General features: G+C 55.3%; 21 protein-coding genes, 2 pseudogenes and 1 riboswitch. Of the genes and pseudogenes, 14 read left to right on the top strand and 9 right to left on the bottom strand.

The genetic code is table 11. The features are described 5' to 3' along the window. The first annotated feature begins 77 nt into the window (after positions 1-77). Together ACR3EG_RS00415 and ACR3EG_RS00410 are read left to right on the top strand one after the other, a co-directional pair. Positions 78-1,820, top strand: coding sequence for a type I secretion system permease/ATPase (locus ACR3EG_RS00415; protein WP_480481943.1), 1,743 nt, complete (start codon positions 78-80; stop codon positions 1,818-1,820). Continuing rightward, complete coding sequence (locus ACR3EG_RS00410) at positions 1,817-3,133, top strand: HlyD family type I secretion periplasmic adaptor subunit (protein WP_480481941.1); 1,317 nt, start codon at positions 1,817-1,819, stop codon at positions 3,131-3,133. The genes ACR3EG_RS00415 and ACR3EG_RS00410 overlap by 4 nt, the downstream gene beginning before the upstream one ends. On the opposite strand, the gene ACR3EG_RS00405 is transcribed toward ACR3EG_RS00410, so the two are convergent. The 5 genes from ACR3EG_RS00405 to ACR3EG_RS00385 form a co-directional block, all read right to left on the bottom strand. Then, positions 3,096-3,887 (bottom strand): maleate cis-trans isomerase family protein, encoded by a 792-nt coding sequence (locus tag ACR3EG_RS00405; RefSeq protein WP_480481939.1) that lies wholly within the window; start codon positions 3,885-3,887, stop codon positions 3,096-3,098. The two genes, ACR3EG_RS00410 and ACR3EG_RS00405, sit on opposite strands and share 38 nt — an antisense overlap. Then, complete coding sequence (locus ACR3EG_RS00400) at positions 3,884-4,966, bottom strand: pyridoxal phosphate-dependent aminotransferase (protein ID WP_480481937.1); 1,083 nt, start codon at positions 4,964-4,966, stop codon at positions 3,884-3,886. Before ACR3EG_RS00400 ends, ACR3EG_RS00405 begins: the two co-directional genes overlap by 4 nt. Next, entirely contained in the window at positions 4,963-6,612 is a 1,650-nt protein-coding gene (locus ACR3EG_RS00395) for a hydantoinase B/oxoprolinase family protein (protein WP_480481935.1), read from the bottom strand. The genes ACR3EG_RS00400 and ACR3EG_RS00395 overlap by 4 nt, the downstream gene beginning before the upstream one ends. Continuing rightward, positions 6,612-8,708: a hydantoinase/oxoprolinase family protein gene (locus tag ACR3EG_RS00390; RefSeq protein ID WP_480481933.1), complete on the bottom strand. Its 2,097-nt coding sequence runs from the start codon at positions 8,706-8,708 to the stop codon at positions 6,612-6,614. The genes ACR3EG_RS00395 and ACR3EG_RS00390 overlap by 1 nt, the downstream gene beginning before the upstream one ends. Before the next feature lie 246 nt (positions 8,709-8,954). After that, the gene (locus ACR3EG_RS00385; protein WP_480481932.1) at positions 8,955-9,692 is read right to left on the bottom strand and encodes a DUF3299 domain-containing protein; all 738 of its coding nucleotides are present in this window, start codon (positions 9,690-9,692) and stop codon (positions 8,955-8,957) included. A 331-nt stretch (positions 9,693-10,023) separates the two neighbouring features. After that, a riboswitch (guanidine-I (ykkC/yxkD leader) is annotated at positions 10,024-10,130 on the top strand. A 95-nt stretch (positions 10,131-10,225) separates the two neighbouring features. On the opposite strand from ACR3EG_RS00385, the gene ACR3EG_RS00380 reads away from it, so the two are divergent. The 7 genes from ACR3EG_RS00380 (at position 10,226) to aspT (ending at position 16,719) form a co-directional block, all read left to right on the top strand. Then, positions 10,226-11,284 carry a putative urea ABC transporter substrate-binding protein gene (locus tag ACR3EG_RS00380; protein ID WP_480481930.1) on the top strand — a complete coding sequence of 353 codons (1,059 nt, stop codon included), beginning with the start codon at positions 10,226-10,228 and terminating at the stop codon, positions 11,282-11,284. A gap of 63 nt (positions 11,285-11,347) precedes the next feature. Continuing rightward, complete coding sequence (locus ACR3EG_RS00375; protein ID WP_480481928.1) at positions 11,348-12,160, top strand: ABC transporter permease; 813 nt, start codon at positions 11,348-11,350, stop codon at positions 12,158-12,160. After that, complete coding sequence (locus ACR3EG_RS00370; protein ID WP_480481926.1) at positions 12,157-12,924, top strand: ATP-binding cassette domain-containing protein; 768 nt, start codon at positions 12,157-12,159, stop codon at positions 12,922-12,924. Before ACR3EG_RS00375 ends, ACR3EG_RS00370 begins: the two co-directional genes overlap by 4 nt. A 97-nt stretch (positions 12,925-13,021) precedes the next feature. After that, positions 13,022-14,275 (top strand): agmatinase family protein, encoded by a 1,254-nt coding sequence (locus ACR3EG_RS00365; RefSeq protein WP_209196120.1) that lies wholly within the window; start codon positions 13,022-13,024, stop codon positions 14,273-14,275. Continuing rightward, positions 14,265-14,720, top strand: a complete 456-nt coding sequence (locus ACR3EG_RS00360) for a hypothetical protein (protein WP_480481923.1) — start codon at positions 14,265-14,267, stop codon at positions 14,718-14,720. Before ACR3EG_RS00365 ends, ACR3EG_RS00360 begins: the two co-directional genes overlap by 11 nt. Then, entirely contained in the window at positions 14,717-14,872 is a 156-nt protein-coding gene (locus ACR3EG_RS00355) for a hypothetical protein (RefSeq protein WP_480481921.1), read from the top strand. Before ACR3EG_RS00360 ends, ACR3EG_RS00355 begins: the two co-directional genes overlap by 4 nt. 146 nt (positions 14,873-15,018) lie before the next feature. Beyond that, the gene (gene aspT, locus ACR3EG_RS00350; RefSeq protein WP_480481919.1) at positions 15,019-16,719 is read left to right on the top strand and encodes an aspartate-alanine antiporter; all 1,701 of its coding nucleotides are present in this window, start codon (positions 15,019-15,021) and stop codon (positions 16,717-16,719) included. 22 nt (positions 16,720-16,741) lie between these two features. On the opposite strand, the gene ACR3EG_RS00345 is transcribed toward aspT, so the two are convergent. Further along, entirely contained in the window at positions 16,742-18,373 is a 1,632-nt protein-coding gene (locus tag ACR3EG_RS00345) for a bifunctional aspartate transaminase/aspartate 4-decarboxylase (RefSeq protein ID WP_480481917.1), read from the bottom strand. A 227-nt stretch (positions 18,374-18,600) separates the two neighbouring features. Between ACR3EG_RS00345 and ACR3EG_RS00340 the strand changes: the two genes are divergently transcribed. Continuing rightward, on the top strand, positions 18,601-20,853 hold the full coding sequence (locus ACR3EG_RS00340) for a hypothetical protein (protein ID WP_480481915.1): 2,253 nt from the start codon (positions 18,601-18,603) through the stop codon (positions 20,851-20,853). A 139-nt stretch (positions 20,854-20,992) separates the two neighbouring features. On the opposite strand, the gene ACR3EG_RS00335 is transcribed toward ACR3EG_RS00340, so the two are convergent. Beyond that, positions 20,993-21,628, bottom strand: a complete 636-nt coding sequence (locus ACR3EG_RS00335; RefSeq protein ID WP_480481913.1) for a glutathione S-transferase — start codon at positions 21,626-21,628, stop codon at positions 20,993-20,995. A 312-nt stretch (positions 21,629-21,940) separates the two neighbouring features. Between ACR3EG_RS00335 and ACR3EG_RS00330 the strand changes: the two genes are divergently transcribed. Then, the gene (locus ACR3EG_RS00330) at positions 21,941-23,299 is read left to right on the top strand and encodes a DUF3179 domain-containing (seleno)protein (RefSeq protein ID WP_480481911.1); all 1,359 of its coding nucleotides are present in this window, start codon (positions 21,941-21,943) and stop codon (positions 23,297-23,299) included. 210 nt (positions 23,300-23,509) lie between these two features. On the opposite strand, the gene ACR3EG_RS00325 is transcribed toward ACR3EG_RS00330, so the two are convergent. Further along, complete coding sequence (locus ACR3EG_RS00325) at positions 23,510-23,671, bottom strand: hypothetical protein (RefSeq protein ID WP_480481909.1); 162 nt, start codon at positions 23,669-23,671, stop codon at positions 23,510-23,512. Positions 23,672-23,799: 128 nt separating this feature from the next. Between ACR3EG_RS00325 and ACR3EG_RS00320 the strand changes: the two genes are divergently transcribed. Then, positions 23,800-24,557, top strand: a protein-coding gene (locus ACR3EG_RS00320; RefSeq protein WP_480481907.1) for an IS5 family transposase whose coding sequence is annotated in 2 segments (ribosomal slippage) — positions 23,800-24,121 and positions 24,121-24,557 — 759 coding nt in all. Because the reading frame shifts where the segments join, the coding sequence is not laid out codon by codon here. Between the two features lie 50 nt (positions 24,558-24,607). Beyond that, positions 24,608-24,733 (top strand): annotated as a pseudogene (locus ACR3EG_RS00315) (IS3 family transposase); the annotation flags it as partial. A 465-nt stretch (positions 24,734-25,198) separates the two neighbouring features. Here the strand turns inward: ACR3EG_RS00315 and ACR3EG_RS00310 are convergent. Next, positions 25,199-25,441: a lipid-binding SYLF domain-containing protein gene (locus tag ACR3EG_RS00310; RefSeq protein ID WP_480481905.1), complete on the bottom strand. Its 243-nt coding sequence runs from the start codon at positions 25,439-25,441 to the stop codon at positions 25,199-25,201. 40 nt (positions 25,442-25,481) lie between these two features. Here ACR3EG_RS00310 and ACR3EG_RS00305 point away from each other — a divergent pair. After that, positions 25,482-25,604 (top strand): annotated as a pseudogene (locus ACR3EG_RS00305) (integrase); the annotation flags it as partial. Between the last annotated feature and the right edge of the window lie 191 nt (positions 25,605-25,795).

Genomic DNA, 25,795 nt, shown 5'->3' with positions numbered 1-25,795 from the left:
AGGTTTGCGGGCAAAGGGCTCTGGCAAAGCCAGTAAGATCTTTCTGGTTTAAGGTACTGAAAAGACAGGGCTAAAAAATGGCAGGTTCAGAGGCCAGGCAGATTCAGGCGGGGCGCGCCGAATTGCGCGGGGCACGGCGTCAAAGCCGTGGCCTGTTTTGGTGTGTTGCCATTTTTAGCTTTTTTGCGAACCTGTTGATGCTCACTGGCCCGCTATACATGCTCCAGGTATATGATCGCGTCTTGGGTAGCCGCTCGGTCGAAACACTGGTCGCCCTCTCTGTGCTGGTGGTCTTCCTCTACGGTATGATGGGATTGCTGGACTACGCGCGAGGTCGACTTTTGGGCCGAATAGGCGCGCGGTTCCAATCCGACCTTGATCCTCGTGTTTTTGATGCGGCGCTGCGTAGGGCGTCAGGTCCGGGGAAATCAGATAACACTGCCGGTCCAGCTGATCTGGTTGCCATTTCGCGGTTGTTCTCGTCTCCAGTTTTCGGAGCGGTTTTTGATCTGCCCTGGACCCCGGTATTTTTCCTTGGAATTTGGGTTTTCCACCCATGGCTGGGCATACTGGCCCTCGTCGGTGGGGCCGTTCTGATTGCAGTAACCGTCATCAACCAGGTCACCACGCGCGCACCTAGTCAAGCGGCCAACCGGGCTTCGGTCGAGGCGCAAGTCATCTCGGACCAAATGCAAAATGAGGCCGAAATGGTGCAGGCGCTGGGAATGCGTGGCGCAGCCTTTACAAGGTGGAGCAAAGCGCGTGACAACGCATTGTCCGAACATATGCGCTCGGCCGATCTTGGAGGGACGTTCACCACCACGACAAAGACATTCCGACTGTTCTTACAATCTGCAATGCTGGGGCTTGGCGCACTGCTTGTGCTACGAGGTCAGATGACGCCAGGGGCAATGATTGCAGGTTCGATCCTGATGGGCCGTGCCCTTGCACCTATCGAACAGATCGTCGGCCAATGGCCAATGGTTCAGGCTGCTATGCGAGGCTGGGGACAACTGGCCGAGCTTTTGGGCACGGTTCCAATCGAAACAAAGCGAACACCGCTGCCAACACCGAAAGCTCGACTTGAAATACGTAACCTCACCATTGTTCCACCCGGTGAAACGCAAGCCGTCCTAAAAGCTGTCAACTTCGCTGTTTCACCAGGGCAAGCCGTGGGGGTAATCGGTCCGTCAGGTGCTGGTAAATCAAGCCTCGCAAGGGCGTTAACCGGCGTATGGCCTTCGGCAGGGGGGTACATCCGGTTGGATGGGGCCAGTCTTGATCAATATACGCCAGATGTTCTGGGGTCGCATATCGGGTATCTGCCGCAGGAGGTGACCTTGTTTGACGGAACCATTGCCGAGAACATAGCTAAACTGGCCCCGGACCCCGAAGCTGAAAAGGTGGTATCAGCTGCGCGCAAGGCGGATGCGCATGAAATGATCCTCAAATTGCCAAGGGGTTATGACACGCCTGTCAGAGCCACGGCCAATCGTCTGTCTGGTGGTCAGATTCAACGCATCGGTCTGGCCCGAGCGATGTATAGCGATCCTGTCATTCTTGTTCTGGATGAGCCGAACTCAAACTTGGACAATGAGGGCAGCGAAGCAGTGAACAAGGCGATCCGGGGGCTCAAGGCTGATGGCAAGTCCCTGTTGATTATCGCGCATCGGCCCGCGGTTCTGGCAGAATGCGATCTGTTGTTAATGTTGGATGGCGGAACTGTACGGGCCTTTGGACCCCGAGACGAGGTTTTGCGAAAAGTGGTCAGGAACAGCAATGATGTCGCCCGAACAGATGCGCAGGGAGGTGTCCAGTGACCCGACCGGTTCAGCAAAGCAACGGGCAATGGTCCGCGAAGGGGCCGTTGATTCTGGGCGTTTTGACACTGTTTCTGTTACTTGGAGGTTTTGGCGCCTGGGCGGTACTTGCCCGTATCTCGGGCGCGATCATCGCTAGCGGACAGATTGAGGTCGATCAGAACCGTCAGGTGGTTCAGCACCCCGATGGTGGTGTGGTGGCAGAAATTCTGGTGGATGAAGGAGACGTGGTCAGGGCAGGTGAGACCTTAATTCGTCTGGATCCAAGCGCTTTGGAGTCCGAGTTGGCCATCGCTGAAAACCAGCTCTATGAGTTGATGGCCCGCCGCGGGCGGCTAGAAGCTGAAAGGGATGGTCGCGAATCCATCCGGTTTGACGTTATTCTGTCGGAAGCTGCGGCTAAAGACTCAGACGCTGCGGATCTGATTGCGGGTCAAAAGCGGCTGTTTTCTGCGCGCGCGGCATCGACGCGCAACGAGATCGCCCAACTTGAGAAGCGCGCCAATCAGATCAAGAACCAGATAGATGGTCTGGCGGCACAGGAGGCGGCGCTGTCCCGGCAGCTTGAATTAATCACACAAGAGTTGGCCGGGCAGCAACAGTTGCTGGATCGTGGCCTGGCGCAGGCGTCTCGTGTTTTGGCCTTGCAAAGAGAAGATGCCAACCTGTCGGGCCAGATGGGTGACCTCAAGGCGCGTAAGGCAGAAGCCGAGGTGCGGATCACCGAGATTGGAATCGAAATCCTCAAGCTCGCCACTGCTCAGCGCGAAGATGCTATATCCCAGTTGCGCGACCTGACGGTTCGTGAGTTGGGTTTGCGGGAAGAACGCCGGGCTCTTTTGGATCGTCTGGCTCGCCTTAACATCAAGGCTCCGGTCGCAGGCGTAGTGTATAGTCTGCAGGTCTTTGCCCTGCAATCCGTTGTCCAACAGGCGGATCCGGTTCTGTTCATTGTGCCGCAGGACCGACCATTGGTGATCAACACACAAGTTGAGGCTATTCATATTGACAAGCTGAGTATCGGCCAACTGGTCACCCTGCGTTTTCCAGCGCTGGATCAGCGCAAAACACCTGAACTTAGCGGTCGCGTTGTGACAATTTCGGCAGACGCTTTCGAGGATAACACCAGTCAGCTGCGATATTACCGAGCCGAGATCACATTGAACGAAGGCGAAACGCGAAGGCTGCCAGAAGGTTCGATTCTTGTACCTGGCATGCCTGTTGAAGCTTTCATCCGAACCGCGGATCGCAGCCCCTTGGGGTATTTGGTCAAACCTATGGCAGACTATTTTGCGAAGGCATTTCGTGACTAGTGTCTGGGCGATCGGACGCCGTCGTTTGCAGCAACCTTCCGTACCCATGCACAGAATTGGCTAGACCCATGATGTGCCGAGCCTGATACATCATTGCTTGGTTTGACGTGATAATTGGTTTGCCCAATGCCTGTTCTAATTGGTCGATAATTTCGACACTGCGCATATCGGTACAGGAAAGAACAATCGCATCAGCCTTCGGGTGGTCTGCAGCTCGTCCAAGCTCGAACACGGCTTGGGGGCTTATCGTACCCTGTCCATAATTGTCCAACGTACTTGTGACTTCCGAGCGGTTGACCGTGTGGATTCCGGCCTCGGCCAAAAAACTGACGGCAAGGTCGTTGATTGCGGGGACATACGGCGAAGCAAACCCGATATTTTTCGCGCCCAGTGATCGCAGTGCAAACACGATTGCTCCGGCAACGGTTACAGTCTCGGCTCCGCATTCGGCTTTAATCCGGGTCGCAAGTGTTCGGTCAAAGGCGAACCCATGGGTCAAGGTTGCAGATGTGCATCCATAAAGTATGACCTCGGGCCGGACCCCTTGGAGCAAACGAAGCGGCTCAACCAGATCTGCGGCTCCAAGGCCGTGCATCTGTTCGGCATCAGGAATCTCATCCTGATCATAACCGCCCATTCGCGCGAAATGCAGCGACACCCCGTCAGGGCGCAACAAATACATATCAGGTTCAAGGTTGGTGTTCGTGAAGGGCACAAGAATGCCGAAACGAGCCAACCCTCGGGAATGCTTCATGGTGTGTCCCCTTCGATCCAAGCTTCCAACAGTTGGGCCGTGCGGTTCATTTCGGCGGGTTGTCCTACAGTGATCCGCAGGCATTCGGGCAAGCCGACCCCGGCCTGTCCGCGTGCTATGATGCCGCCAGCCCGAAGCGCAGCATCTGCCGACCTTGCATCTTGGGGATTTTCAAAATGGATCAACACGAAATTGGTGAAGCTTTCTGGTACCTCGAAACCCGCACGGCGTAGTCTTGTCGCGAAATCGTCGCGCAGTTGGATCGTTGCTGACCGAGTGGCCTTCATATAGTCCTGATCATTCAACGCGCCTATCGCCGCAGCCTGAGCCGCCACTGATATGTTGTTGGGATTCATGATCTTACGGGTCTGTGTCGCGATATCCAAAGGGAACACGCCCCAGCCGATCCGCATACCTGCCAATCCGTAGGCCTTGGAAAACGTCCGCAAAACAACCGTGTCACCGCGTTCGACCAGATCAAAGACAGGCTCGTTAAGTTGGCCAGCATATTCGCCGTAAGCCTCGTCAACAACCAGCAACACTTGATCGGGAAGAGCCTCACGCAAACGCACAAGATCTGATTTCGGGATAATGGTACCAGTCGGATTGCCCGGATTAGCAACAAAAACGATACGTGTGTCGGGTTGAACATGGTCGATCAGCGCATCAACGCATACTCCGCGCGACTTTTCTGGGGCGGTATCAAAACGTGCGCGGGCGACTTGTGCGGCGGTTTTGAAAAACGGATAAGCATGTGCCGGTGCAAGTACCGCACAGTTTTCGTCTGCGTAGGCTTGGGTCAGGCATGAGATTAACTCCATAGACCCGTTGCCACATAATATCCACTCGGCTGGCAGATCATGCAGTGCGGCCAGCGCCGAGCGGAGATCGCGCCAATCGGGATCAGGATAAAGATGACCTGCTACCATAGCGCGAGCAGCGGCAGAAACTGCCAGCGGACTGGGTGGTGTCAGACTTTCATTCTGCGCCAGGGATATTAAGCGCCTACCTTCAAGATCGCTCAATTCAGCAAGCGCGTAAGGCGACAGTCTTGAAACATGCGACGCTGGTTGGATCATGTTTCCGCCCCATAGACGTCACGCGCGGACTGCTCCGTGATCAGGCCCGCCTCTAAGTCACGCAGAACCTCGGTTCGGCTACGGTCCCGGGGTAATCCAAAACCTCCACCCCCCGGTGTTTCGAATACAAGAGTCTGACCCGCCTGAATTCGGACCTGACCTTTTCCTGGCAAGTCAGAACCATCGTGGCCGATGCGAATGCGCCCATTGGCACCTGCTAATCCACCTGATCGCCCACGTGCGGGGTTTTTGACCCGTTCCACTGAAAGGAACAGCAACAGGTCTTCGTCACAAGCGGATCGAAGCTCGATATGCTGCCCTAGACCGCCCCGCCTTTGACCCGCGCCACCGGAATCGGGTTTCAATTCTCGTCGAGTTATCAATACCGGTGCGACCGCTTCGGTCGTTTCGACCTGCGATCCCCAAACCCCAGATGGGAACGCAGTTGCCGAGAGGCCGTCCAAGCTGGGTCTCGCGCCAGTACCACCACTGAACACCAACTCAAGCGCGAACTGTTCGCCTCCGGTCTGCGGCGCTTCGGGCGCATGTCGCAAAGGCAGGTCGTACATGCACGACGCGCCTTCGGCAGGTACGTGATCGGGCAGGGCCTGCGCGAGGCACCCATACACCAGATCCGGCGTCATCTGGCCCAGCGTGTGACGCATTGCAACAGGCGCACCCGGCTGCGCATTCAGAATGCAGTCTTTCGGCCCCGACACGAGGAAAGCCGCCAATGATCCTGCATTGTTGGGAATATCTGGGCCTATTAAGCACCGCAGGGCAAAGACCGAATAGGCGGTCGCGTAATTCAGCGGTACATTGATACCCTTGCTGGACAATCCCGAAGTACCCTTGAAATCCAGAACGATCTTATCCGCCTCAATCGTCAGGGCGGCGTGCAGTTCAATTTCGCGCTCGTACCCGTCTACTTTCAGGATGTTATGCCATGTGCCCTTCGGCAATCCAGCGATGACGTCAAGCGTGCCGCGATACGATGTTTCGATAATATAGTTTGCCAATTCATCCAGCCGATTGATGCCGAACTCTTGCATCATGCCAGACAATCTAACCGCTCCGGCCTCGCAGCATGCAATCAAGGCGTAAATGTCACCTTCATTTGCAACAGGTTCACGTGAGTTTGCCTTCACGATCTCGATCAGCAGAGCGTTGACAGTGCCGGCCTCTACCAGTTTGCAGGGTGGAACAAGCAACCCTTCGTCGTAAACATCTGACCCTTCCGGCCCCATTCCCAGACCACCCAAATCGACCAGATGAGAGGTGCAGGCCGTAAAACCAATCACTGTATCATCCAGAAATACAGGCATCATCAGCAGGAAATCGTTCAGGTGCCCAGATGCGATCCAGGGATCATTGGTCACGTAGATGTCGCCGGGCTGCATATCTTGCAATGCAAAGCGGCCACGCAGGGTTTTCACCGCCTCGGCCATCGTGTTGATATGCCCCGGGGTTCCTGTAACGGCCTGCGCCAGCATCCGCCCCTGCACATCGAATATCCCGGCCGAAATGTCGCCACACTCTCGCACGATCGGAGAAAACGCGGCGCGGATCAGCGCTTGTCCTTGTTCTTCTACAACCGCCAACAGGCGATTCCACATGACCTGCAACCTTGTTTCTGACAGATTCATCATGATCCTCCAGCGTTGCGGGCCAGCCAGATGTTCCCGGCCTCGTCCAACCGCGCCGAGAAATCAGCGCTGACCAAGGTTGTTGTTTGCGGTTCCATAATCAAAGCCGGTCCTGACAGATGATCACCCGGTTTCAGGGTGGCGCGGTCATAGAGACCTGCCTTTCGCCAATCACCAGTGACGTCGCACAGGATTGACCGAAAGCCGCGAGGCTTGGCTTGACGTTTTTTTGCCGAAGCCGCAGCGGGTGTTAAAGCGGGTGGAAGTGATGAGACTTCAAGCCCCCAATTCATGATTTCGATGCGCATACCGGGAACTGCGCGGCTAAACTGTCTGATGTATTCATTCTCGAAGCTATGGTGCAGCTCTGGAATGTCTTCTTCTTGCAGTGACCTATTGGGCAGCTGAATTTCTATCTCGTGACCTTGTCCGTGATACCGCATGTAGGCCCGCCTTCGTTGCACTAGCGCGCCAGTTGGGGCGCCGCTGCGAACAACAGACCGGGCCTCTTGCAACATCAGGTCAAAAAACGCGTTGAGATCCTGCAAATCGAGTTTATCGAGAGTTGTGTAACGCGAGCGAATAATCTCGAATGACACCGGTGCGAACAGAAACCCGACCGCTGAGCCCACGCCCGGGTCGCGTGGAATAAGGATCCGGTCGACCTGCGCGCGCCGAGCCACTCGGGTGGCATGTAACGGCCCGTTGCCGCCAAAGGCGATCATAACGCGCACAGTTAAATCCTTGCCGGACTCCACAGCGTGCATTCTGCCTGCGCTGGCCATGTTTTCGTCAACGATTTCGCTAATACCGAGCGCCGCTTGATCTGCCGCCAATCCCAACGATTTTCCAATGCTCTGGTCCAAAGCGCAGTGCGCAGCGTGTGTGTCTATTTTTAGACGCCCTTCGGCAAACCGGTCCGGATCTATATACCCTTGCGCCACATCCGCATCGGTGACCGTAGGATGCGTGCCGCCATTGGAAAACGCCGCTGGACCGGGTTCAGAACCAGCACTTTGCGGGCCGACATGCAGGCGCCCCAAACGATCTACATGGGCAATCGAACCGCCGCCCGCGCCGATCTCGATCATTTCGATGACCGGAATACGAACGGGCATACCCGATCCTTTGATAAATCGCGCCGCGCGGGCGATCTCGAATTTACGCGCGGTCTGTGGGCGAAAGGCGTCGATCAGGCAGAGTTTGGCCGTCGTACCGCCCATATCAAAGCTCAGAACTTCCCGCTCGTCCGTCTCGGCGGCAACCCGCGCCGCAAGTATTGCGCCTCCGGCCGGGCCGGACTCGACCAAACGGATAGGCAGGCGCGCCGCTGTTTCGAGCGTCGTCATACCTCCGCCTGCGGTCATCATTAGAATAGGGCAATCTAAGCCTTCGGCGTTAAACCGTGTTTGAAAGTCCGACAAATAGTCTGCCATCTGCGGCTGGACATACGCGTTGGCAATAGTTGTCGACAGCCGATCGAATTCTCGCGCCTCGGGGCTGACCTGATGCGACAAGGAAATCGCCACCTCTGGCAAAGCCTGGGACAATAGCTGCCGCAACCTGATCTCATGCGCCGGGTTGGCGTAGGCATGCAAAAGGCAAATCGCGAGAGCCTCGGCGCCACAGTCGGACAGGTCGCGAACAAGCTGTGCGACATCCTCCTCTGCAAGTCCGGACAGTTCGCGGCCACGCGCATCTATCCGCCCTCGGATTGTAAAGGCGCGCGTGCGCGGCACGATCAGGTCTGGCTTGACCAGGTTGATATCATACTGGCTGTAACGGCGCTCATAGGCGATTTCCAGAATGTCCCGAAACCCTTCTGTTGTCACGGTCGCGACCCGAGCACCGCGCCGTTCGATCAACGCATTTGTGGCAAGGGTTGTTCCGTGAATAAATCCGGTGATGTCGCGCCAATTTGCGTTGGCATCTGACATCACACGCCGGACACCTTGCAGCGCGCCCAAAGTGGGGTTGCTGGGTGTCGTAGGCGTTTTGGTCGTTGCCAAAATCTGGTCATGTTCGTTGACCAGGACCGTGTCGGTAAATGTACCACCAATATCGACAGCAACACGCAGGCCGTTTTCAGATTTCATTCAAAGCCATAAGGATTGAGTTAAGGGATTTTGAGCCTGCGTCGCGCTGACAGAGGACCCAACGACGTGTCACTTAGTGACGGTCACACGACCAAGTCACAGCCAGTCGCGCGGCGCCCCAGCTGCGCGCCACCGGCCATAGTAGGCATGTCTGAAACGACCACGATTCCCATGTTTGCAACTCTGCAAGAGGTTCTAACGCGCTGTCAATAAAACGAGCGCGGTAACCTCCCTCGGCTTACACCGTCAATTTAGCTGGTCGGCACCACCGGATTTACGGTGGCGGGCCGCCCGCATGCGATCAGCAAGGGTTTCGATCCGGCTTTGAGCGTCCTGCGCGTCTTCCAAAACCTCGACCTTTTCGGCAGTCATTTGAAATGTTGCGCGCATGGGCACAAATCCATCGACGACCATTACCATTTGATCTGATGGAGCGATGGCCAAAGTTCCGGTCACCCGGATAGGCTGATGCATATAACGCGGCACCCAGTCTGAATCCAATTGCAGACGGATTATCTGATTTGGTGGTGGCGGAGGAAAATGGCTGCACATCCCCAGTTGGGGCACAAGATAAGCCACGGGCTGACCGTCAGTGTCAGGCGGAGCGGGGATAGCATACCCCGATACAGTGAAGGACCGACCATCCAGTTTCGGGTTTCCAGCCGTAGCAGCACGCTCGCGCCGGGCGGTCACAGCCTCACGCTGATCCAGAAGCCAATCAATGTCCACGCCTTTCGCCGCCAAGGCGTTTTCGGTTTCTGCCAGAAGCTCTTGCCACTTCAATCTCTCGTCCGGGGTGCCGATTTCTTGCTGCAGTCTACCGCGCAATCGTACTGCAAAAACCAGATCGTCAAATTCTTCGGGACCGAGTGTCCGAAACGGGTCTTCAAAGACTTGCGCGGCGGGGTCCGGCATCTCGGCCCAATCCAGCGTTTCGTCAGGCATCGCGTCAGCCACGAACGTCATCATGAGCAGAGCAGCCACCCAGCTGAAACCATGTTTTCGCAAATTAGACACAACTCACCATCGTCGGCATAATCCAACTTGAGTATTATGGACTCTGTGCTGTGAATCCAGCCTTGGCCCAGAACAAATTTGCTGAGAATCAGCCCCGCCAACGCGCGCGACGATTTTGCTGCTGGGTAGTCTAAGTCTGAGACTATAATGCTTCGGCTCGCGCCAACTCAAAGTTCAGTTGAGCCCTGCAATGCAGCAAGCGTTCAGGATTTAGTTTAATTTTTAAGCAACCAGATCAGCATCCGAGAAACCGATGGCCCCTTTGTTGTCAGGACCAAACCCTCTGAGCATTCTTAACGGGCAGGATGCTTAGGGTTCCGCTGACATTGTCAGGTCAGGTCCAAGAAGCATCACCTTGTCGGCAAACTCTGACAAGGCACACGGCGGGCCAAAATCCCGGGAGGTTACTGCGCTGGTTTCGTCCGCGCCCGATCTCATTGTTCCGCCAGCGGTCCGGAAACCCTCCACGATTTTGGCGGGACGTGACAACGGGGAATGACATGAAAATGACTAAGCTGATGTCCGCGACCGCCTTTGCCTTGGGTGTTCTGGCCGCGCCGCTGGCCGCACAGGAAAAGACCGAGTTCAAGCTGGCATGGTCAATCTATGTGGGCTGGATGCCCTGGGGGTATCTGGAAGACAGCGGGATCATGGACAAGTGGGCCGACAAATACGGCATCGATGTCGAGATCGTGCAGTTCAACGATTATGTCGAGTCGATCAACCAATACACCGCCGGTGCGTTTGACGGTGTCTCGGCCACCAATATGGACACGCTGTCGATCCCCGCAGGGGGCGGGGTTGATACGACCGCGCTGATCGTGGGTGACTATTCCAACGGCAATGATGCGGTGATCATGAAGGGCGCAGGCAGCCTGGAAGACCTCAAGGGCAAGCCGGTCAATCTGGTGGAACTTTCGGTGTCGCATTACCTTCTGGCGCGGGGGTTGGATTCCGTGGGGCTTGAGGAATCCGATCTGGCCTCAGTCATCAACACGTCGGACGCTGACATGATCGCGGCCTTCGCCACGCCTGATGTCGAGGCGGTGGTGACATGGAATCCGCTTGTGTCCGAAATCATGGGCAGCAACCCTGATGCAGTGAACCTGTTCGACAGTTCCAAAATTCCAGGCGAGATTCTGGACCTGATGGTGGTCAATACCGAGATGCTGGAAGCGAACCCGTCGTTTGGCAAAGCCGTCGCAGGCGCGTGGTATGAGGTCATGGCGCTGATGGCTGCGGGCGACGAAGAGGTTCTGACCGCCATGGCCGAAGCCTCGGGCACCGATCTGGAAGGCTACAAGGCGCAGCTTGCAGCGACCGAGATGTTCTTTGACCCGGCCGCCGCCGTCGCACAGGCCAGCGCCGGGGATCTGCCCGAAACCATGACCAATGTCGCCGAATTCCTGTTCGACAAAGGCATTCTGGGCGAAGGTGCTCCCAGCGCTGATTTCGTGGGCATCGCTTATCCCGATGGCGCGACCACGGGCGACGCGGGTAACGTCAAGTTCCGCTTTGACACGACCTACATGCAGATGGCCGCTGACGGCGACCTGTAAGCAAGCTTCGGGGCGGCCCGTGCGGCTGCCCCGATCCCCCGACGTGCCAAGGATCGCCCACCCATGCGCCTGATCAATCACAAACCCGGACGCCCCGGAGCGTTGCTGCTGGCCGCGCTGCCCTTCGTGGTGCTGTTTGTGGCCTATGCGGTTGCCTCGGATATCCGGCTGACCGCGAACCCGCAGGACAAGCTGCTGCCCGCGCCCTCAACCATTCTGGACACTGCGCACCGGCTGTTCACAGAACCTGACCGTCGGTCAAAAGAGATCCTGCTGTGGAATGACACGTTCGCCAGTCTGGCGCGTTTGCTGGGCGGGGTCGGGATTTCGGCGGCACTGTCTTTGATATTGGGGCTGGCCATCGGTTTGCTGCCCTATGCGCGGTCGCTGCTGTCCAGCTTTGTTGCGGTGATTTCGATGGTGCCGCCGCTGGCGTTGCTGCCGATCCTGTTCATCGTGTTCGGGCTGGGCGAGCTGTCCAAGGTTGTTCTGATCGTCATCGGCATCACCCCCTTCATGACCCGTGATCTGGCGCAGCGCGTTATGGAGATCCCAAAGGAACAGATCGTCAAAGCGCAAACGCTTGGGGCTTCGACCCCGGTCATTGCCCTGCGCGTAGCCCTGCCGCAGATTCTGCCGCGCCTGATCTCGAATGTGCGTCTGTCCTTAGGTTCGGCCTGGCTGTTCCTGATCGCAGCCGAGGCGGTGGCCTCTAATGTGGGCCTTGGCTATCGCATCTTTCTGGTGCGCCGCTATCTGGCGATGGATGTGATCCTGACCTACGTCATCTGGATCACCCTGCTGGCCTTCGTGATCGACTGGGCGCTAAAAACCACCTCGCGCCGTTCGTTCCCTTGGATGGAGGCCGGGCTATGAGTTTTGTATCCGTCCGCAATGTCTGGCAACGTTACGGCGACCGTTCCATTCTGGAGCGGGTCAATGTCTCGGTCGATGAGGGTGAATTCATCTCGATCGTAGGCGCGTCGGGCTGCGGTAAATCCACATTCCTGCGAATGCTGCTGGCTGAAGAGCGACCGTTTAAGGGCGAGATCAGCATTGATGGCGGCGCAACGGCAGTCGAGCCAAACCGCGAACGCGGCGTGGTATTTCAGAAATACTCGGTCTTTCCGCATATGACCGTGCGCGACAATCTGATTGCAGGCGAAAGCTTTGAACGCCCCTTTGGCCGTTTGAGCGGGGCCGCATGTACCGAGGCCGCAGCGCGGGCCGATGCGATGCTGGAACGGATCGGCTTGAACCATGTTGCCGATCAATTCCCGGCGGCATTGTCGGGCGGGATGCAGCAACGGTTGGCCATCGGTCAGGCCATGACGGCGCGCCCGCGCATTCTGCTGCTGGATGAGCCCTTTGGCGCGCTTGATCCGGGTACGCGCCTGCAAATGCATGATTTCCTGATGGAATTGCGGGACGAAACCAACATGACCGTCTTCATGGTCACGCATGACCTGCAAGAAGGGTTCAAGCTGGGCGACCGGGTTCTGGTCTTCGACAAACCCCGCTGGGACCCGGACGATCCGGGCCTGTTCGGAGCAACGATCACCTATGATTTCGAGGCCCGCAACAAGGGTATGCCCTATCAGGACATTCTCGATCAGTACCCCTCATTGGCAGGGGCCTGAACAGCCGCAGCATGCGCCGCCGGGCTCCGCATGCTGCGTTCACCAAAGCCCGGAGATTCCCCGCCCGACAGCGGGACACTGATTTGGGAGACATACCGTGTTTTCGGATCCAAAGCGCACGCAGTCCCATCACCCGATGGACCTGCGCACTCATCTTGAACGCCGCGAAAAGCGCCAACACCACCCTGACCTGACCAAACTGGCGGGCTGGAAGGCCATGCAGAAAGAGGCCGATCTGCCCGAAGGCCGCTGGGACGAGGAACGCCGCTGGGCCCTGCGCATGGGCCTGACCGGGGCCGACAGCATCGAGGACAAGTCGATCCCCACTTTCGCGCGGGGTGAGTTGCCGCATTTCGCAGGCATCAACACCTTCCTCAAGGCCCCCTATGCCGAAGACGTTCTGGAGGTTGCCGATTATGACGCCACCGTGTTGGGTATTCCGTTCGACGGTGGCACCACTTATCGCCCCGGCACCCGGTTCGGGCCGCAGGGGGTGCGCAAGATCTCGGCGCTTTATACGCCTTACAACTACGAGATCGGGGTCGACCTGCGCGAACAGATGACCCTGTGTGATGCGGGCGACGTGTTCACCATCCCGGCCAATATCGAGAAAAGCTTTGACCAGATCAGCCGCGCGGTCAGCCATGTGTTCAGCTCGGGTTCGCTGCCGATCATGATCGGGGGCGACCATTCCATTGGCTTCCCCTGTGTGCGTGGGATCGCCGAATGCACCTCGAAGAAAATCGGCATCGTCCACTTCGACCGCCACGCGGATATTCAGGAAAAAGACTTGGATGAGAGGATGCACACGACTCCGTGGTTTCACTCCACCAACCTGCCCAATGTGCCGGCCAAGAACCTTGTGCAGATCGGCATCGGCGGCTGGCAAGTCCCGCGTGAGGCCGTCAAGGTCGCCCGCGAGCGCGAGACCAACATCATCACTATGGGCGATATGGAGAAGATGGGCGTCGACAAGACCATCGAGATGGCGCTTGAGATGGCGTGGGACGGTGTCGATATGGTTTACATGTCCTTCGATATAGACAGTATCGACTGCGGCTTTGTCCCGGGCACCGGTTGGCCCGAACCCGGCGGATTCCTTCCGCGCGAAGCGCTGGCGCTGGCCTCGGGCATCGCTGCCGAAGGCATCTGTGGCATGGAACTGGTCGAGGTCTCGCCGCCTTACGACACATCCGATATCACCGCCCTGATGGGCACCCGCGTGATCGTGGATGTGTTGGGCGCGCTGGTGTCGAACGGCAAGATGGGCGCGCATAAGAAGTTCATCGACAAACCCGTCGCCATCCCACACGGCGAATTCGAGGGGCGGAGGTGGTCGAATGCCACATGATCACCCGCACCATCACCACCACGGTCATGACCATGCCCATCACGGGCATGGCCACAACCACGCCCATGGCGACCACCTGCACAGCCACATGCATCACGAGGATGAGGCAGCGGACCTGCAGGTTCTGGCCACGCAATTCATCGACGGTTTCCTGCAGGCCGGTGACAAGACCAGCTATCTGAAACTGGCCGGTGTCCCCTTTGAACGCCCGTCCAAGGACGGAGCCAAGGCGCTGAAACTGATCGACATCGAACTGAAGACCGAATGGCAGGTAGGCACCGCCTCACCTTCATTCGGCTCGCGCGAGCTGAGCTATCTGCCCTTTCCCGGTCAGATGGTGCAGGAGCGCACCAATATGTCGCTGATCTATGTCTCTATGGATGAGAAATCCACTTTAGACATCCGCGACTTTCTTCACCAACGCAAACAGGAGATCGAAGCATGAAACCTGTAAGACTCGCATCAGTAGCCGCATTGGCCGCAACGCCCGCGATGGCCCATACCGATCACGCGTTTCACACACATGGCAGCGAGGTTTTCTTAGTCCTCGCTGGCGTTGCAGTGATGGCTTTTGTGGCCTTCCGATCGAAGGGGTAAGTCTGTGGCTCGTGGCGCAGTTATTTAAGCACTGCGCCACGTGTAACCTTGTGCCTATGGTCAAATTCAAATTTTAGTATTTTCTAAATCATCAGTCCCTGTATCGTGAACCAAGTTGACCAGTGTGAAGCTCTGGGGATTTCGATATGGATATTTTAGCAGAACAACTCCGCGCGTTTCCGATTATGGCGCTTTTCCTGTGCCTGGGTCTAGGATACGGCATTGGGAAATTCAGGGTTGGAAAGTTTGAACTGGGCGGAATTGCCGGAACCCTTCTGGTCGCGGTTTTTGTAGGCCAGATCGGCGGCATTACCCTAAGCACTGATGTGCAAAACGTCTTCTTTTCCCTGTTTATTTTTATGGTTGGCTATAACGGCGGGCCGCAATTCTTTGCCGCTCTTAACCGCTCGGCTCTGACAAAACTGTTGGCGGCGTTCATGATGACGGCCTGGGGGCTTTTCTTCGTGATCGTCGTGGCTCGCATGGCGGGGCTGGACAAAGGGCTTGCGGCTGGACTGGCCGCCGGAGGGCTGACGCAGTCGGCGATCATCGGCACAGCGGGCAACGCGATTGATTTGCTAGGGCTCGCGGCAGATGAAGCGGAAAAGCTAAAAACCAATATCGCAGTTGGCTACTCGGTCACCTATATCTTTGGTTCAATTGGGCCGATTCTGGCCGTCAGCGTCATTCCTATCATTTTGCGCTGCGATCTTCGGCAAGAAGCAATCAAACTGGCCAGCAAACTCAGCGGCGGCGGTCGCAAACTGGAGGAGGGTGAGTTTCTTCCAATGAACCGGTTTGAGGCGCGCGTCTATCAGGTGACTGCTGATGCGCAACTTTCCGGGCAATCTGTCAAGGCCATCGAGGAACGGTATGGCGGCGATCTGATTGTCGAGAAGCTGATGCAGAACGGAATTCCAGTAGAGCCTGAACCTGAAACCGTTGTCGGGGCAGGTGATGTAATCGTTGTCTCAGGCCTTGTCGCCTCACTTACCAGTTTCGAAGACACCGCAAGCGGCGAAATCGGGGAATATCCGCCGGAATTGGTTGTCGTGGAGGAACGCCGCAACGTGATCATCACCAATCGCAAACTGACAGGAAAAACACTGGCAGAACTGAGGGCTGCATTGACCGCCGATCAGCGTCGTGGAGTTCACATCTCAAAGATCACGCGTATGGGTCATGACGTGCCGGTACTACACAATACGGAACTCCACGCTGGTGACGAGATCAGCATCGTTGGCCACAAAGATGACCTGAACCGGGTGGCCAAATTGGCAGGCTACGTGCCGCCCTCGGCCTCGGCTACGAACTTCATCGCTCTGGGTATTGGTGTTGCCATCGGTTACCTGATTGGCGAGATCAGCTTTGTCATTGCTGGAACGAAGGTCGCACTTGGGTCGGGGCTTGGCTGTCTTGTGACCGGATTGATCATTGGCTATCTGCGCATTCGTCGACCCAAGATTGGTGGCATCAACCACGGCGCTGCAAACTTCCTTCAGAGCTTTGGACTGGCGGTATTTGTCGGCGTTGTTGGCTTGAATGCTGGCAAACCGGCGCTGGAAGCAATCCAGCAATACGGCATTACCTTGCTCCTGCTGGGTGTGGTCGTTACCTTGATGCCGATGATTGTGCAGTTCACGATCAACTACTTTATTCTGGGCATAAAAAATCCGGTCGAGGCATGCGCGGTCGTAACCGGATCCCGCTCAGGCAACCCAGGCTTTGCGACGTTGTTGGAAAAGACCGGAAACGCGACGCCAACCCCCGCATTTACGATGACTTACGCGGTCGCCAATATCTTTTTAACGCTCTGGGGCCCGCTTGTTGTGGCCTTTGTTCCCTGATCAAAGCGTTCGTGGTCGCAAACTAACCGTGAAGTGGCAGGCTTTTCGCGGCCCGGTAGGCTTGCACATAGCCAACCGCCACCGCCCGAACTGCCCGGCCGATCTGGCGATAGGCGCTGTCATCTAGATTGGCAAAAGAGACACGTGCCGACCAGTTTGGTGCGTCAAAGCCCGACCCATTAAGCAGAACAATCCCATGGTCTTGCGCCAGTTTGAACGAGATATCCAGAGGGTGAACGTTCTCCTTAATCCACTCCACAACCTCTTCACCTACATATTTCCGTAGCCAGAATTCAAAGTCGATAATGCCGTAATACTTGTCGAAAAGCGGATTGTCAGAAACCTCGATCCCCAAGCCTTCGACCAGCTCATTGAAACGGTGATCGAGAATACCCCAGCAAAACGCCTGATATTTTTTCTCTTCGTCCATCAGTTCAACAAGCGAAAACAGCGTCATCATTACCTGCTGGGGCAGAGACAAACCCGCAGTATGATTCAACGCGACATCTCGGCTGTCCGCTACAATTCGATCAATGAATTTGAACGAGGACGGATCAGGGGTCAGCGTTTCGTATCGCGCTTCAACGACTGCACGCGTATTCGCTGGGGCTTGGGCGATCATTTTGTCGAAGATGTTGTTTTCAGACACTAGGATTGCGCCGAGACGCCAACCGGTACACCCAAAATACTTCGAAAAAGAATAAACGCCGATCGTGTTTTCCGGCAAATGTCCCATCACCGACTGAAAGTCTGGCACGAAGGTGCCATAGACATCATCGGTCAGGATAATCAGATCCGGACGTCGGGTACTGACGAAATGCACCAGCCGGGCCATGACCTCGGGGCTGATCGCAACCGACGAAGGGTTGCCTGGATTGACAAGGAAAAGTGCCTTGACCTTCGGGTCGGCCAAGAGCTCCAGATGATCATCCGTCAACTGAAAATGGTGTTCTTCCTCTGACGATATGTCGACGACGTTCAACCCGTAGTCTTCCAAAAGAGGCATTTCCAAATAAGGCGTAAAGATCGGTGTGCCCAAAGCTATTGTATCGCCTGTGTTAAGCAGTCGCTGGTTTTTAAGCGCCTTGAAAATATAGCACATCGCGGCGGTACCACCTTCGACAGCATATATGTCGAATTTTGCCTCGGGCCGATGCCCGGCGCACATCGCCCACATTATGTATTCGTGCACAATGGCTTCGTTGTGTTTCATGCATCGGTCAGGCATTGGATAGTGGTCGCCCACAATGCCATCGGTTAGTTCAAGGACAAAGTCGTCAGGCGTGAAACCAAATTTTTCAACGGCGTAATCCACCATTGCCGCCAGCGTGTCGGCACCCGGAGGTCCATTCTGTTCCAAAGAATTGGTGCAATAGGCTTTCAACCTCTCGTAAGAGCCGCTGCCCTGAGGCATTCCGGCCAACCCGACCTGTGGTTCATTGCGGTGCCGTTTTGCCTCGGTCATCGCAAACTGGCCCAGCAGGAAGAACGCCTCGCGTGCTTTGGTTGCGATCCAGTTGGGATTCCCACGTCCTGCATTCAGATAGGGCAGGGCCATCTGATGCGACTCTTTCTGAGCCAGCTTGATGAGTTCATCTTTGATCTGAAAAGGGCTAAGATGTTCAAATTTGTGCAAGTTGAGCGTCTCGGGCATGACAATAAACCTTTCGAAAAAACTTCAGGAAAATTCATTGAAATCGTAGGCAAACCATAGGGCCAAAGTAAACAACGCTCTGATCGAAGGCATGGGCGGTGTCACAATCTCTGGTATTCAAGACTTGGCCTTAGAACAGGGTATTGAATGCCCAACCCACGGTGAGCTAGGCCATTTTCAGTGTGCTTTGGATGCCATCTTGTCAGAATTAAGCACAGACGCCATAGTTGCCATTAGAAATTTATGTATTCGATTATTTTTTGAAGCGCTTTTGCAAGGAGCTGAACAAAATCGAAACGCAACAATCTCGGTTTTTTCAAGAACTCCTCTGGTTCCTGCTGTTTATTGGCTGGATCCCTATGTTGGCGTCCTATGCATTTGTGCTGGACCCGGTGGCCACTGGAAAGACGGGTGTTCTGACGACGATCACCGATCAAATAACGCTTTATCAGCAGCGTGGTTGGGGGCATCCGGCCATCGGAATTTTGGGGTTGGCAGGGCTTGTTTCCGCGGGCCTGGTCATCCGGCTCGGGCGTTTGTCGCTTTGGCCAATTCCGGCCTTTTTGTTGTGGTCGTCGCTGATTTATCAGTTCAATTCAACGGGGGCCGGCGGCGCATTTGAGATGACCACGCACGTGATTTATGCCGCTCTTGCTGCCGCATGCACCTATCTTTTTCTACGCCAGGGTCATTTGCTTTCCACGTCATTCATAGGGTTTACCACTATTCTGTTTCTGGATGTAGCTGGGTCACAGATTGCGCAACTTTTCGGTGCAGATCCGGGTACCAGCTTGCTGGGGATGATGTTTCTTGGCTATCAACCCAAACTGGTGAACGCATTGTTGTTCCTGACGATTTCGGTGCTGGTTCGAATGCTGTGGATGATGGTCCGTGACAACTGGCAGTTTGTCACAACGCTTTCTAAATCGGATCTACGCTCCGCCAGTCGCAAGACATTGCGACTCTGGAGCCCTGCATTGGCTGTTTTTGTTTTCTTCGGCGGGTTTTGGTGGGCGCTCGTAAATTTGTGGATCGAACCACAGATGGTTGCCGATGTTGAACGCCGAACGGCCGAGTTGGAAAACCGGGCAATCATCTGGATGATCGAAAACGAGCCGATGGCGCAAGACAGCCATGTCCCGTACGTCAAATCCTGGTCCCGTAGCTATCCAAGCGCGGACCCGCTGGAGCGCGCTATCAATCAGTGGTCGGATCTGTATCTGATTTCGGTGCATAAACGTGTGAGTCTCAACCTGAAGACGGTTGAACGGGACACAAAGGACGACCTTGCTCGTGTACACCTAGCTGTAAAAGACCAGATGAATACAGCCTTTCCCAAAGAGGTCTTGCCCTTATTGGAAAAGCCGGGTTGGTGCTTTCCACTTGATCCTGTCTGCAAGACAAAGGAATGGATCGTAGAAGGGGCCAACCAGATTATGGTGGACGCGCGGACCGGAATGATAGACGGCACCACCGATTTTGCGGGATGCATTACTCTGGCATCGTCTGACCCGAACAGGCCCCGAAACTGCCCCAGCGATGTTGCTCTGGCTGATGACGTGTCAGATGCTTCAACCCGGGTTCAAAGCTACTACCAACAGGTTTATCTAACCACACACACGACAACCACTTCGACCGTAACAGGCGGTTTTAGAACCTGGCGCAACGTATCTCTGCTTTTGACGTTGTACAGTGTCATTATTCTGCTCAAAACGTTCCTTATTGTTTTCTCGCGCGTGGTATTTGCGCCAAACGGGGCCGCCAGTCTGCATGCACAGTTTCTGCCAGATGACCCCCCATCTTCAGCGTCTGTTTTGGCTAACCATGGGCAGCACTACCGCATCCCCGTTACCGAAAAAGATGCTTATTTTGTAGCGCGTTGGGGCGTGACGTTGGAAGGGCCTCCGCCCGCCCGACGTCGCCCGCTTGGGTTTCGAATGCCTGTCGCACGCATTGCCAGCGGTACATGGGCTATGAATCGGATTGAGGGCAACCGCGCAGAGAAACCCGATGAATTTGACGCAGAGCTGAAAGTCGACGAGCCTGCAGAACTTGTTTCTTGGTCCCTTCAACCTGGTGAGCGTGTGATTTTCAGGTTTTCAGATTTCGTCGGAATGAGCGAAACATTGAAAATGGGACGCATTGCCAGTCTGGGTCTTTCGACGCTGATACTGGGGCGTATGATCTACTATTATGCAGAAGGTCCTGGAACCCTGATCCTTCGAACGACCGCGGCTGCGCGTCTTACGCCTTCATCTGAGGCGGAAAAACCTGCTCCAATGCCCAAGCTGGTCGCCTGGGGTAGCAATACAAGGTTCAGCATTTTTGCCGCTCTTACAACGATGGACACTTTCTTAAGTGGATACAATCTCAAAACAGCACCAAAAGATGCAGTTGTCTGGGATAGTTCAACCCGCCGTGGAGATGGTCCGGGGACAGGGATCATGCGATTTATGAAAAGCTTCTTGCTGCCGCTATAAATGGCGCAAGCATAGTGGGGGACCAGTTCAGTTGGGGAAGCTCAATACCTGCAGCGAATGTCAGCTTCAGTGAATACCGCATCGCGGCGACCTAGACCCCACTCAAAGTCCGGTTTGGGACGAGTATGATTTGCTGCATTCAGCCGTTAAACCAAATCGGTGCATCGTCTTCTGACCAAGTTGCATACTTTTTCATGACCAGCAAAAAAGCTTCACTGTTTAGGAACTGATCCAACCAAGCGATTAAACTTGGCCACTTCTGTGCATCAAACCAAGCCCTGTCTATATGTGCAAACTGGCGAACGAATGGCAGAAGCGCTAGATCGGCTAGGGTGGGTCTATCCCCAAAAAGCCAAGCCCGCCCAACTAACTGTTCGTCAAGGTCAAGCAAGTAGCCCATCGCTTTCTTGCGTTCCTCATTGAAGTCTAGATCCGGATAACGCGTAGCGTATTTTGTGTGATCCAGTGCAGTTTTGAACGGACCATCATTTGCCGAAATTAGGCCCCAGCCTTCTGGGGGCATGTCCAAAAGCCGCTGCGGGTCATTTTGTTGGAGCGCCCAAACCATGATTTCCAAGCTTTCGTCTATGACTTTGTCTGGAAGTCGAAGCGCGGGCACTGTGGCGGATGGAGATGTTTGCAAGAAAGCTTGTGGTTTGTCCCGCAAGAGAACTTCGCGCAGCTCGACTTTTACTCTTGAACTCGCAAGTGCGAGCCGGGCTCTTATCGCGTAAGGGCATCGACGAAACGTCCAAAAGATTGGGTAGTTGTCCATACTAGATTTTATCTCCAGATTTATCTGGCTGGTCAAACCTCCAATTGATGTTCAATTGGTACTCCTGCTTGCTCTTTGTAGGCAGGAAACTGTGGCGATCCTGCGGCCCCAACAAATAAACGCTGCAATGGCGTCAGTGTCAGTTTTGCGGCTGCGGCCGCACTATCAATAGCGACCGTTGGACGCTGGCTTAGGGCCGCTGAGTGGGGACCTGAAACGTCAGGTTTGCTGCAGCCTAATGCAAACGTGAAGCCACGATCCTGTATTCCCGGCTTAGTATCTCCGAAGGGATTTCCCTTCGAAGGAACTAATATGTTTCGCCACCTGCTCGCTATTGCCGTCGTACACTGTTTCGCTTCCGACATGCTTTGGGCGCAGACAGTCGCGCCGTCACGGGATTATGTGACGGTTGAGTTTGGGGCACCACCGACGATCCAGGAAGGACCTCTGGACGCTTCTGTAAAAGAGGCGTTGGAAGAGATTTTATCGATCGCAGTGGCACAGGCCGCATGGGACCCTGCAAATGCTGCGGCCTTTGATAAAATCGCGCGAACGTATGATCCTCGACTGGTTTGGATCATCACCGACATGCAGCGTTTTGCTTGGAAGCCAGAATTCTACGCTGCGCTGACACGGGCCGCGGCGACGATCCTCGACATTCCTTTGAATACCGGACTTCGGCGCCCGGCGATTATCAACAAGATGATCGCGTGGGACATTCCCGCCTATCCAGGCTACCTCGCCCATAAACGCCATGTCTTTACCAACTATGTTCCCGGTTGGGACGAGATCTTTGTGCAGGGAGATATCGCATGGCAACTCGTGGATTGGGGCGGGGTTAACATAGATGCGCGTCCCTATGACTCGACTGATGAAGTCTGCCATTGCATCCCTGCCGTCGATAATCCCGAGATCAGTACCGCAGCCGAGGCGACTTGGTTGGAAGATGATGATGTCATCTTCGGCATCGTGGTGAACGGTCAGGCGCGTGCCTATCCTCGCAGGATAATGGAAGTGCGCGAAATGGTGAATGACACACTCGGGGGGCGTGATCTTGGCATTCCTTACTGCACGCTTTGCGGAGCCGCGCAAGCCTACTTTACTGATCGACTACCGGCAGGCGTGAAGAGGCCCATTTTACGAACGTCCGGCCTGCTTATCCGTTCGAACAAAGTCATGTATGACATCGAAACACATTCTGTTTTTGACACATTCCTTGGCAAGGCGGTGACCGGCCCATTGGCTGATATCGGGCTCCAATTGGAACAAGCGGCGGTTATCACGACTGATTGGGGTGCTTGGCGCGAGGCGTATCCAAACACAACGGTCCTGGTTGAAGCTTTGGCCCTAGGTCGTGACTTCAACCTGCGCGAAACTCGCGACGCGAATGGCCCAATATTCCCGATAGGGGACGTCGATCCGCGGCTGCCTGTGCACGAAGACATCATCGGTACAACCACGGCCAACGGAACTCCAGTCGCCTTTCCCCGTGCAACAGCCATGGCTGCATTGGTTGCAGGGCAAGACGTCGCGTTTGAAGACGTGAGATTGGAACTATTCGCAGGGGGCGTAAGGGCTATCGGATTAAACGGCGAAGAACGTTTAAGCCATCAGGCCTTTTGGTTTGCTTGGTCGCAGTTCTACTCGGAGACCGTCTTATGGACCGAATAGAGTGAACGTTTGCTTCGTGAGACCTACACTGCAGCGGCAAGCGCCTCGGTCAAGGTCCGGAACGGGTCGCACGTGGCGATTTGCTGATTATCTGAGCGATGGGACCAAATTCGAGATCCAGAGAACTGTTTGGGGCGTAATGTGCGTATAACGTCTGTAGACAGTCCATTCCGATTGCCTTTGCAATGGGTTCAAAAGCAGCCCTTTGCGTTATAATGGCGTTTCTGAGTCGCCGTATACCTGAACACGCGGATTGTCTTCGGGCGTCAGACCGACCTCTGCCAGCAGTTCACGCGGAATCGGACGCTCCTCATCCATGCGCAAAGCTATCGTTTCATGCACAACCTTGCGCTTCTTTTCTCGGGTTTTCACGGGATTGGTTGAAACGAAGGTACTGCCAAAAAGCGAGTCGTGTCCTCTGTCAATCATTTGTGTAGGGTCGGGATACATTGAGTTTCGCTGCGCTGCGTGATTCACAGCTCCGAAAACGGGGCGTTGAAATGAGCGACCTTTATTGGCTTACAGATGAGCAGATGGCCAAGCTTTCCCCTTTCTTCCCGAAGTCGCATGGCAAGCCATGGGTAGATGATAAACGGGTGTTGAGCAGGGTTATCTTCATCAATCGCAATGGGTTGCGCTGGCGGGACGCCCCAAAGGACTACGGACCTCACAAAACGCTCTACAGCCGGTGGAAGCGCTGGAGCGAGAAAGACATCTTTGCGCGGATGATGGCCGGTCTGGCTGCTGAGCACGGTGAAAAGAAAACGGCTATGATCGACGCCACATATCTAAAGGCCCATCGTACAGCGTCCAGTTTGGGCGTCAAAAAGGGGGGCGTGGCCGCCTGATTGGCAGAACCAAAGGCGGCATGAATACAAAATTGCACGCCATATGTGACAGCAAAGGGCGGCCATTGAACCTCTTTGTCGCCGCTGGCCAGGTTAGTGATTACATCGGTGCTCGGGCACTGCCCAGCAGCATACCAAATGTGGACTGGCTGCTCGGGGATCGCGGCTATGATGCCAACTGGTTCCGAGACGCGTTGAAAGACAAGGGAATACGCGCTTGCATCCCCGGTCGAAAGCAACGCAAGACGCCGGTCAAATACGACAAACGCCGATACAAACGGCGTAACCGGATTGAGATCATGTTCGGCAGGCTCAAGGATTGGAGGCGCGTGGCGACACGCTACGACCGTTGCCCAAAGGTCTTCCTATCAGCCATCACACTCGCGGAAACCGTCATATACTGGTTATGAATCCTGACCCTAGCGAGACGTGATTGCTAAATATCATTCAAGATCCTTCATGGCCAACCCGACGCCAGGCTGAAACAGCCATCTTCCAGTACATCAATGGCTTCTACAATCCCCGGCGTCGGCACTCAGCCATGGGATGGAAAAGCCCGGTCGCCTTCGAACGGAAAGTAGCGTAAACGAGCACTTGGGGCGGCATGAAAACGGGACAGGTCCACTTAGCTTTTTGTCAATGGATGGCATGTCCTTCTTTGCCTTTACCATACTAGCGATAGCGGTGCCATTGATGGACACATAGTCTAATCGTTCGATCATCTTTGTACTCCAAGTGTCTTATGCGGCATGACATTTTGAGGCGAGGCTGACCGGTTCAGGCGCTCATTCAAAAAACTAGTTTATAGCTGACCTGCCTATTGGCACTCGTAAAGATCCATTCTTGCTTGGATCGAGACTGCTCGTCTAATTGAATTGTATGGAAGGACGGGAGGATTGAATGATGGGATTGCTGCTGGATTTTTGAAGCAAGCTGCGTAGCGTCCGCTGACACTTGTAGAAATACAGGCCATTCCTCTGTCGATCCTGAGTTGATGCTACGCATACTGCCTTTGGCAAAATAGGAACCGCGCGACTGCCGTTGAGTGATATCAATTCAAATCCGGTGCTCGCCAGTACTTTGTTCCCGTGGCATTCGCCGCGACACGCCAGCCTTTCTTGGTGAGTACGAAGATGGACCTGCCGTCGATAAACCAGACGGTTTCGGCGGTTGCGTCGTAGCCGTCATTGATAAACTTCAGAAAATCGCCGGGTGTTTCAAACAGAATTACGATCTGTGTCTCAAACCCGCCAATGCCCAACGCGGCCCCAACGCCACCCGTTGCCATGTTCATTTAGGTCTCGGAGGCGTTCTCTTGGGATATTGCGACACCACGGCCAGGCGACCTTCGCGCCGTTCAGCTCTTGCGGGGCCGCACCAAGGTGGACAGTACAGTCAGATACCTTGGCGTCGAACTTGAGAATGCCCTAGCCACCGCCGAAGCCATTGAAATCTAGCGCAGATGGGTCGCCTTAACGTGCGGCCCGAACTGAACATTCCAAATAGACTTTGCAGGTCCGGCTTGCGAACCAGTGTTGCCGTTGGCTCAATGGTTGCTGATGACTGGCCTCGACCCGAAGCAGACAAACCTAAACTCAAGGCTGGGCTCGAAGCTGAAAATCACTGTAGCTGCATCGTTTGTTCGATA

It is taken from the genome of Ruegeria sp. AM7, from assembly GCF_056535965.1.
Note: the sequence above shows the minus strand (reverse complement) of the source record. Positions and strands in the feature narration are given on the sequence as shown.

Coding starts and splice junctions, on each gene's coding strand:
- ACR3EG_RS00415 (WP_480481943.1), top strand. CDS start 78: ATGGCAGGTTCAGAGGCCAGGCAGATTCAGGCGGGGCGCGCCGAATTG.
- ACR3EG_RS00355 (WP_480481921.1), top strand. CDS start 14,717: ATGAAACCTGTAAGACTCGCATCAGTAGCCGCATTGGCCGCAACGCCC.
- ACR3EG_RS00360 (WP_480481923.1), top strand. CDS start 14,265: ATGCCACATGATCACCCGCACCATCACCACCACGGTCATGACCATGCC.
- ACR3EG_RS00310 (WP_480481905.1), bottom strand. CDS start 25,441: ATGAACATGGCAACGGGTGGCGTTGGGGCCGCGTTGGGCATTGGCGGG.
- ACR3EG_RS00395 (WP_480481935.1), bottom strand. CDS start 6,612: ATGAATCTGTCAGAAACAAGGTTGCAGGTCATGTGGAATCGCCTGTTG.
- ACR3EG_RS00370 (WP_480481926.1), top strand. CDS start 12,157: ATGAGTTTTGTATCCGTCCGCAATGTCTGGCAACGTTACGGCGACCGT.
- ACR3EG_RS00330 (WP_480481911.1), top strand. CDS start 21,941: ATGTTTCGCCACCTGCTCGCTATTGCCGTCGTACACTGTTTCGCTTCC.
- ACR3EG_RS00375 (WP_480481928.1), top strand. CDS start 11,348: ATGCGCCTGATCAATCACAAACCCGGACGCCCCGGAGCGTTGCTGCTG.
- aspT (WP_480481919.1), top strand. CDS start 15,019: ATGGATATTTTAGCAGAACAACTCCGCGCGTTTCCGATTATGGCGCTT.
- ACR3EG_RS00345 (WP_480481917.1), bottom strand. CDS start 18,373: ATGCCCGAGACGCTCAACTTGCACAAATTTGAACATCTTAGCCCTTTT.
- ACR3EG_RS00400 (WP_480481937.1), bottom strand. CDS start 4,966: ATGATCCAACCAGCGTCGCATGTTTCAAGACTGTCGCCTTACGCGCTT.
- ACR3EG_RS00405 (WP_480481939.1), bottom strand. CDS start 3,887: ATGAAGCATTCCCGAGGGTTGGCTCGTTTCGGCATTCTTGTGCCCTTC.
- ACR3EG_RS00335 (WP_480481913.1), bottom strand. CDS start 21,628: ATGGACAACTACCCAATCTTTTGGACGTTTCGTCGATGCCCTTACGCG.
- ACR3EG_RS00380 (WP_480481930.1), top strand. CDS start 10,226: ATGAAAATGACTAAGCTGATGTCCGCGACCGCCTTTGCCTTGGGTGTT.
- ACR3EG_RS00390 (WP_480481933.1), bottom strand. CDS start 8,708: ATGAAATCTGAAAACGGCCTGCGTGTTGCTGTCGATATTGGTGGTACA.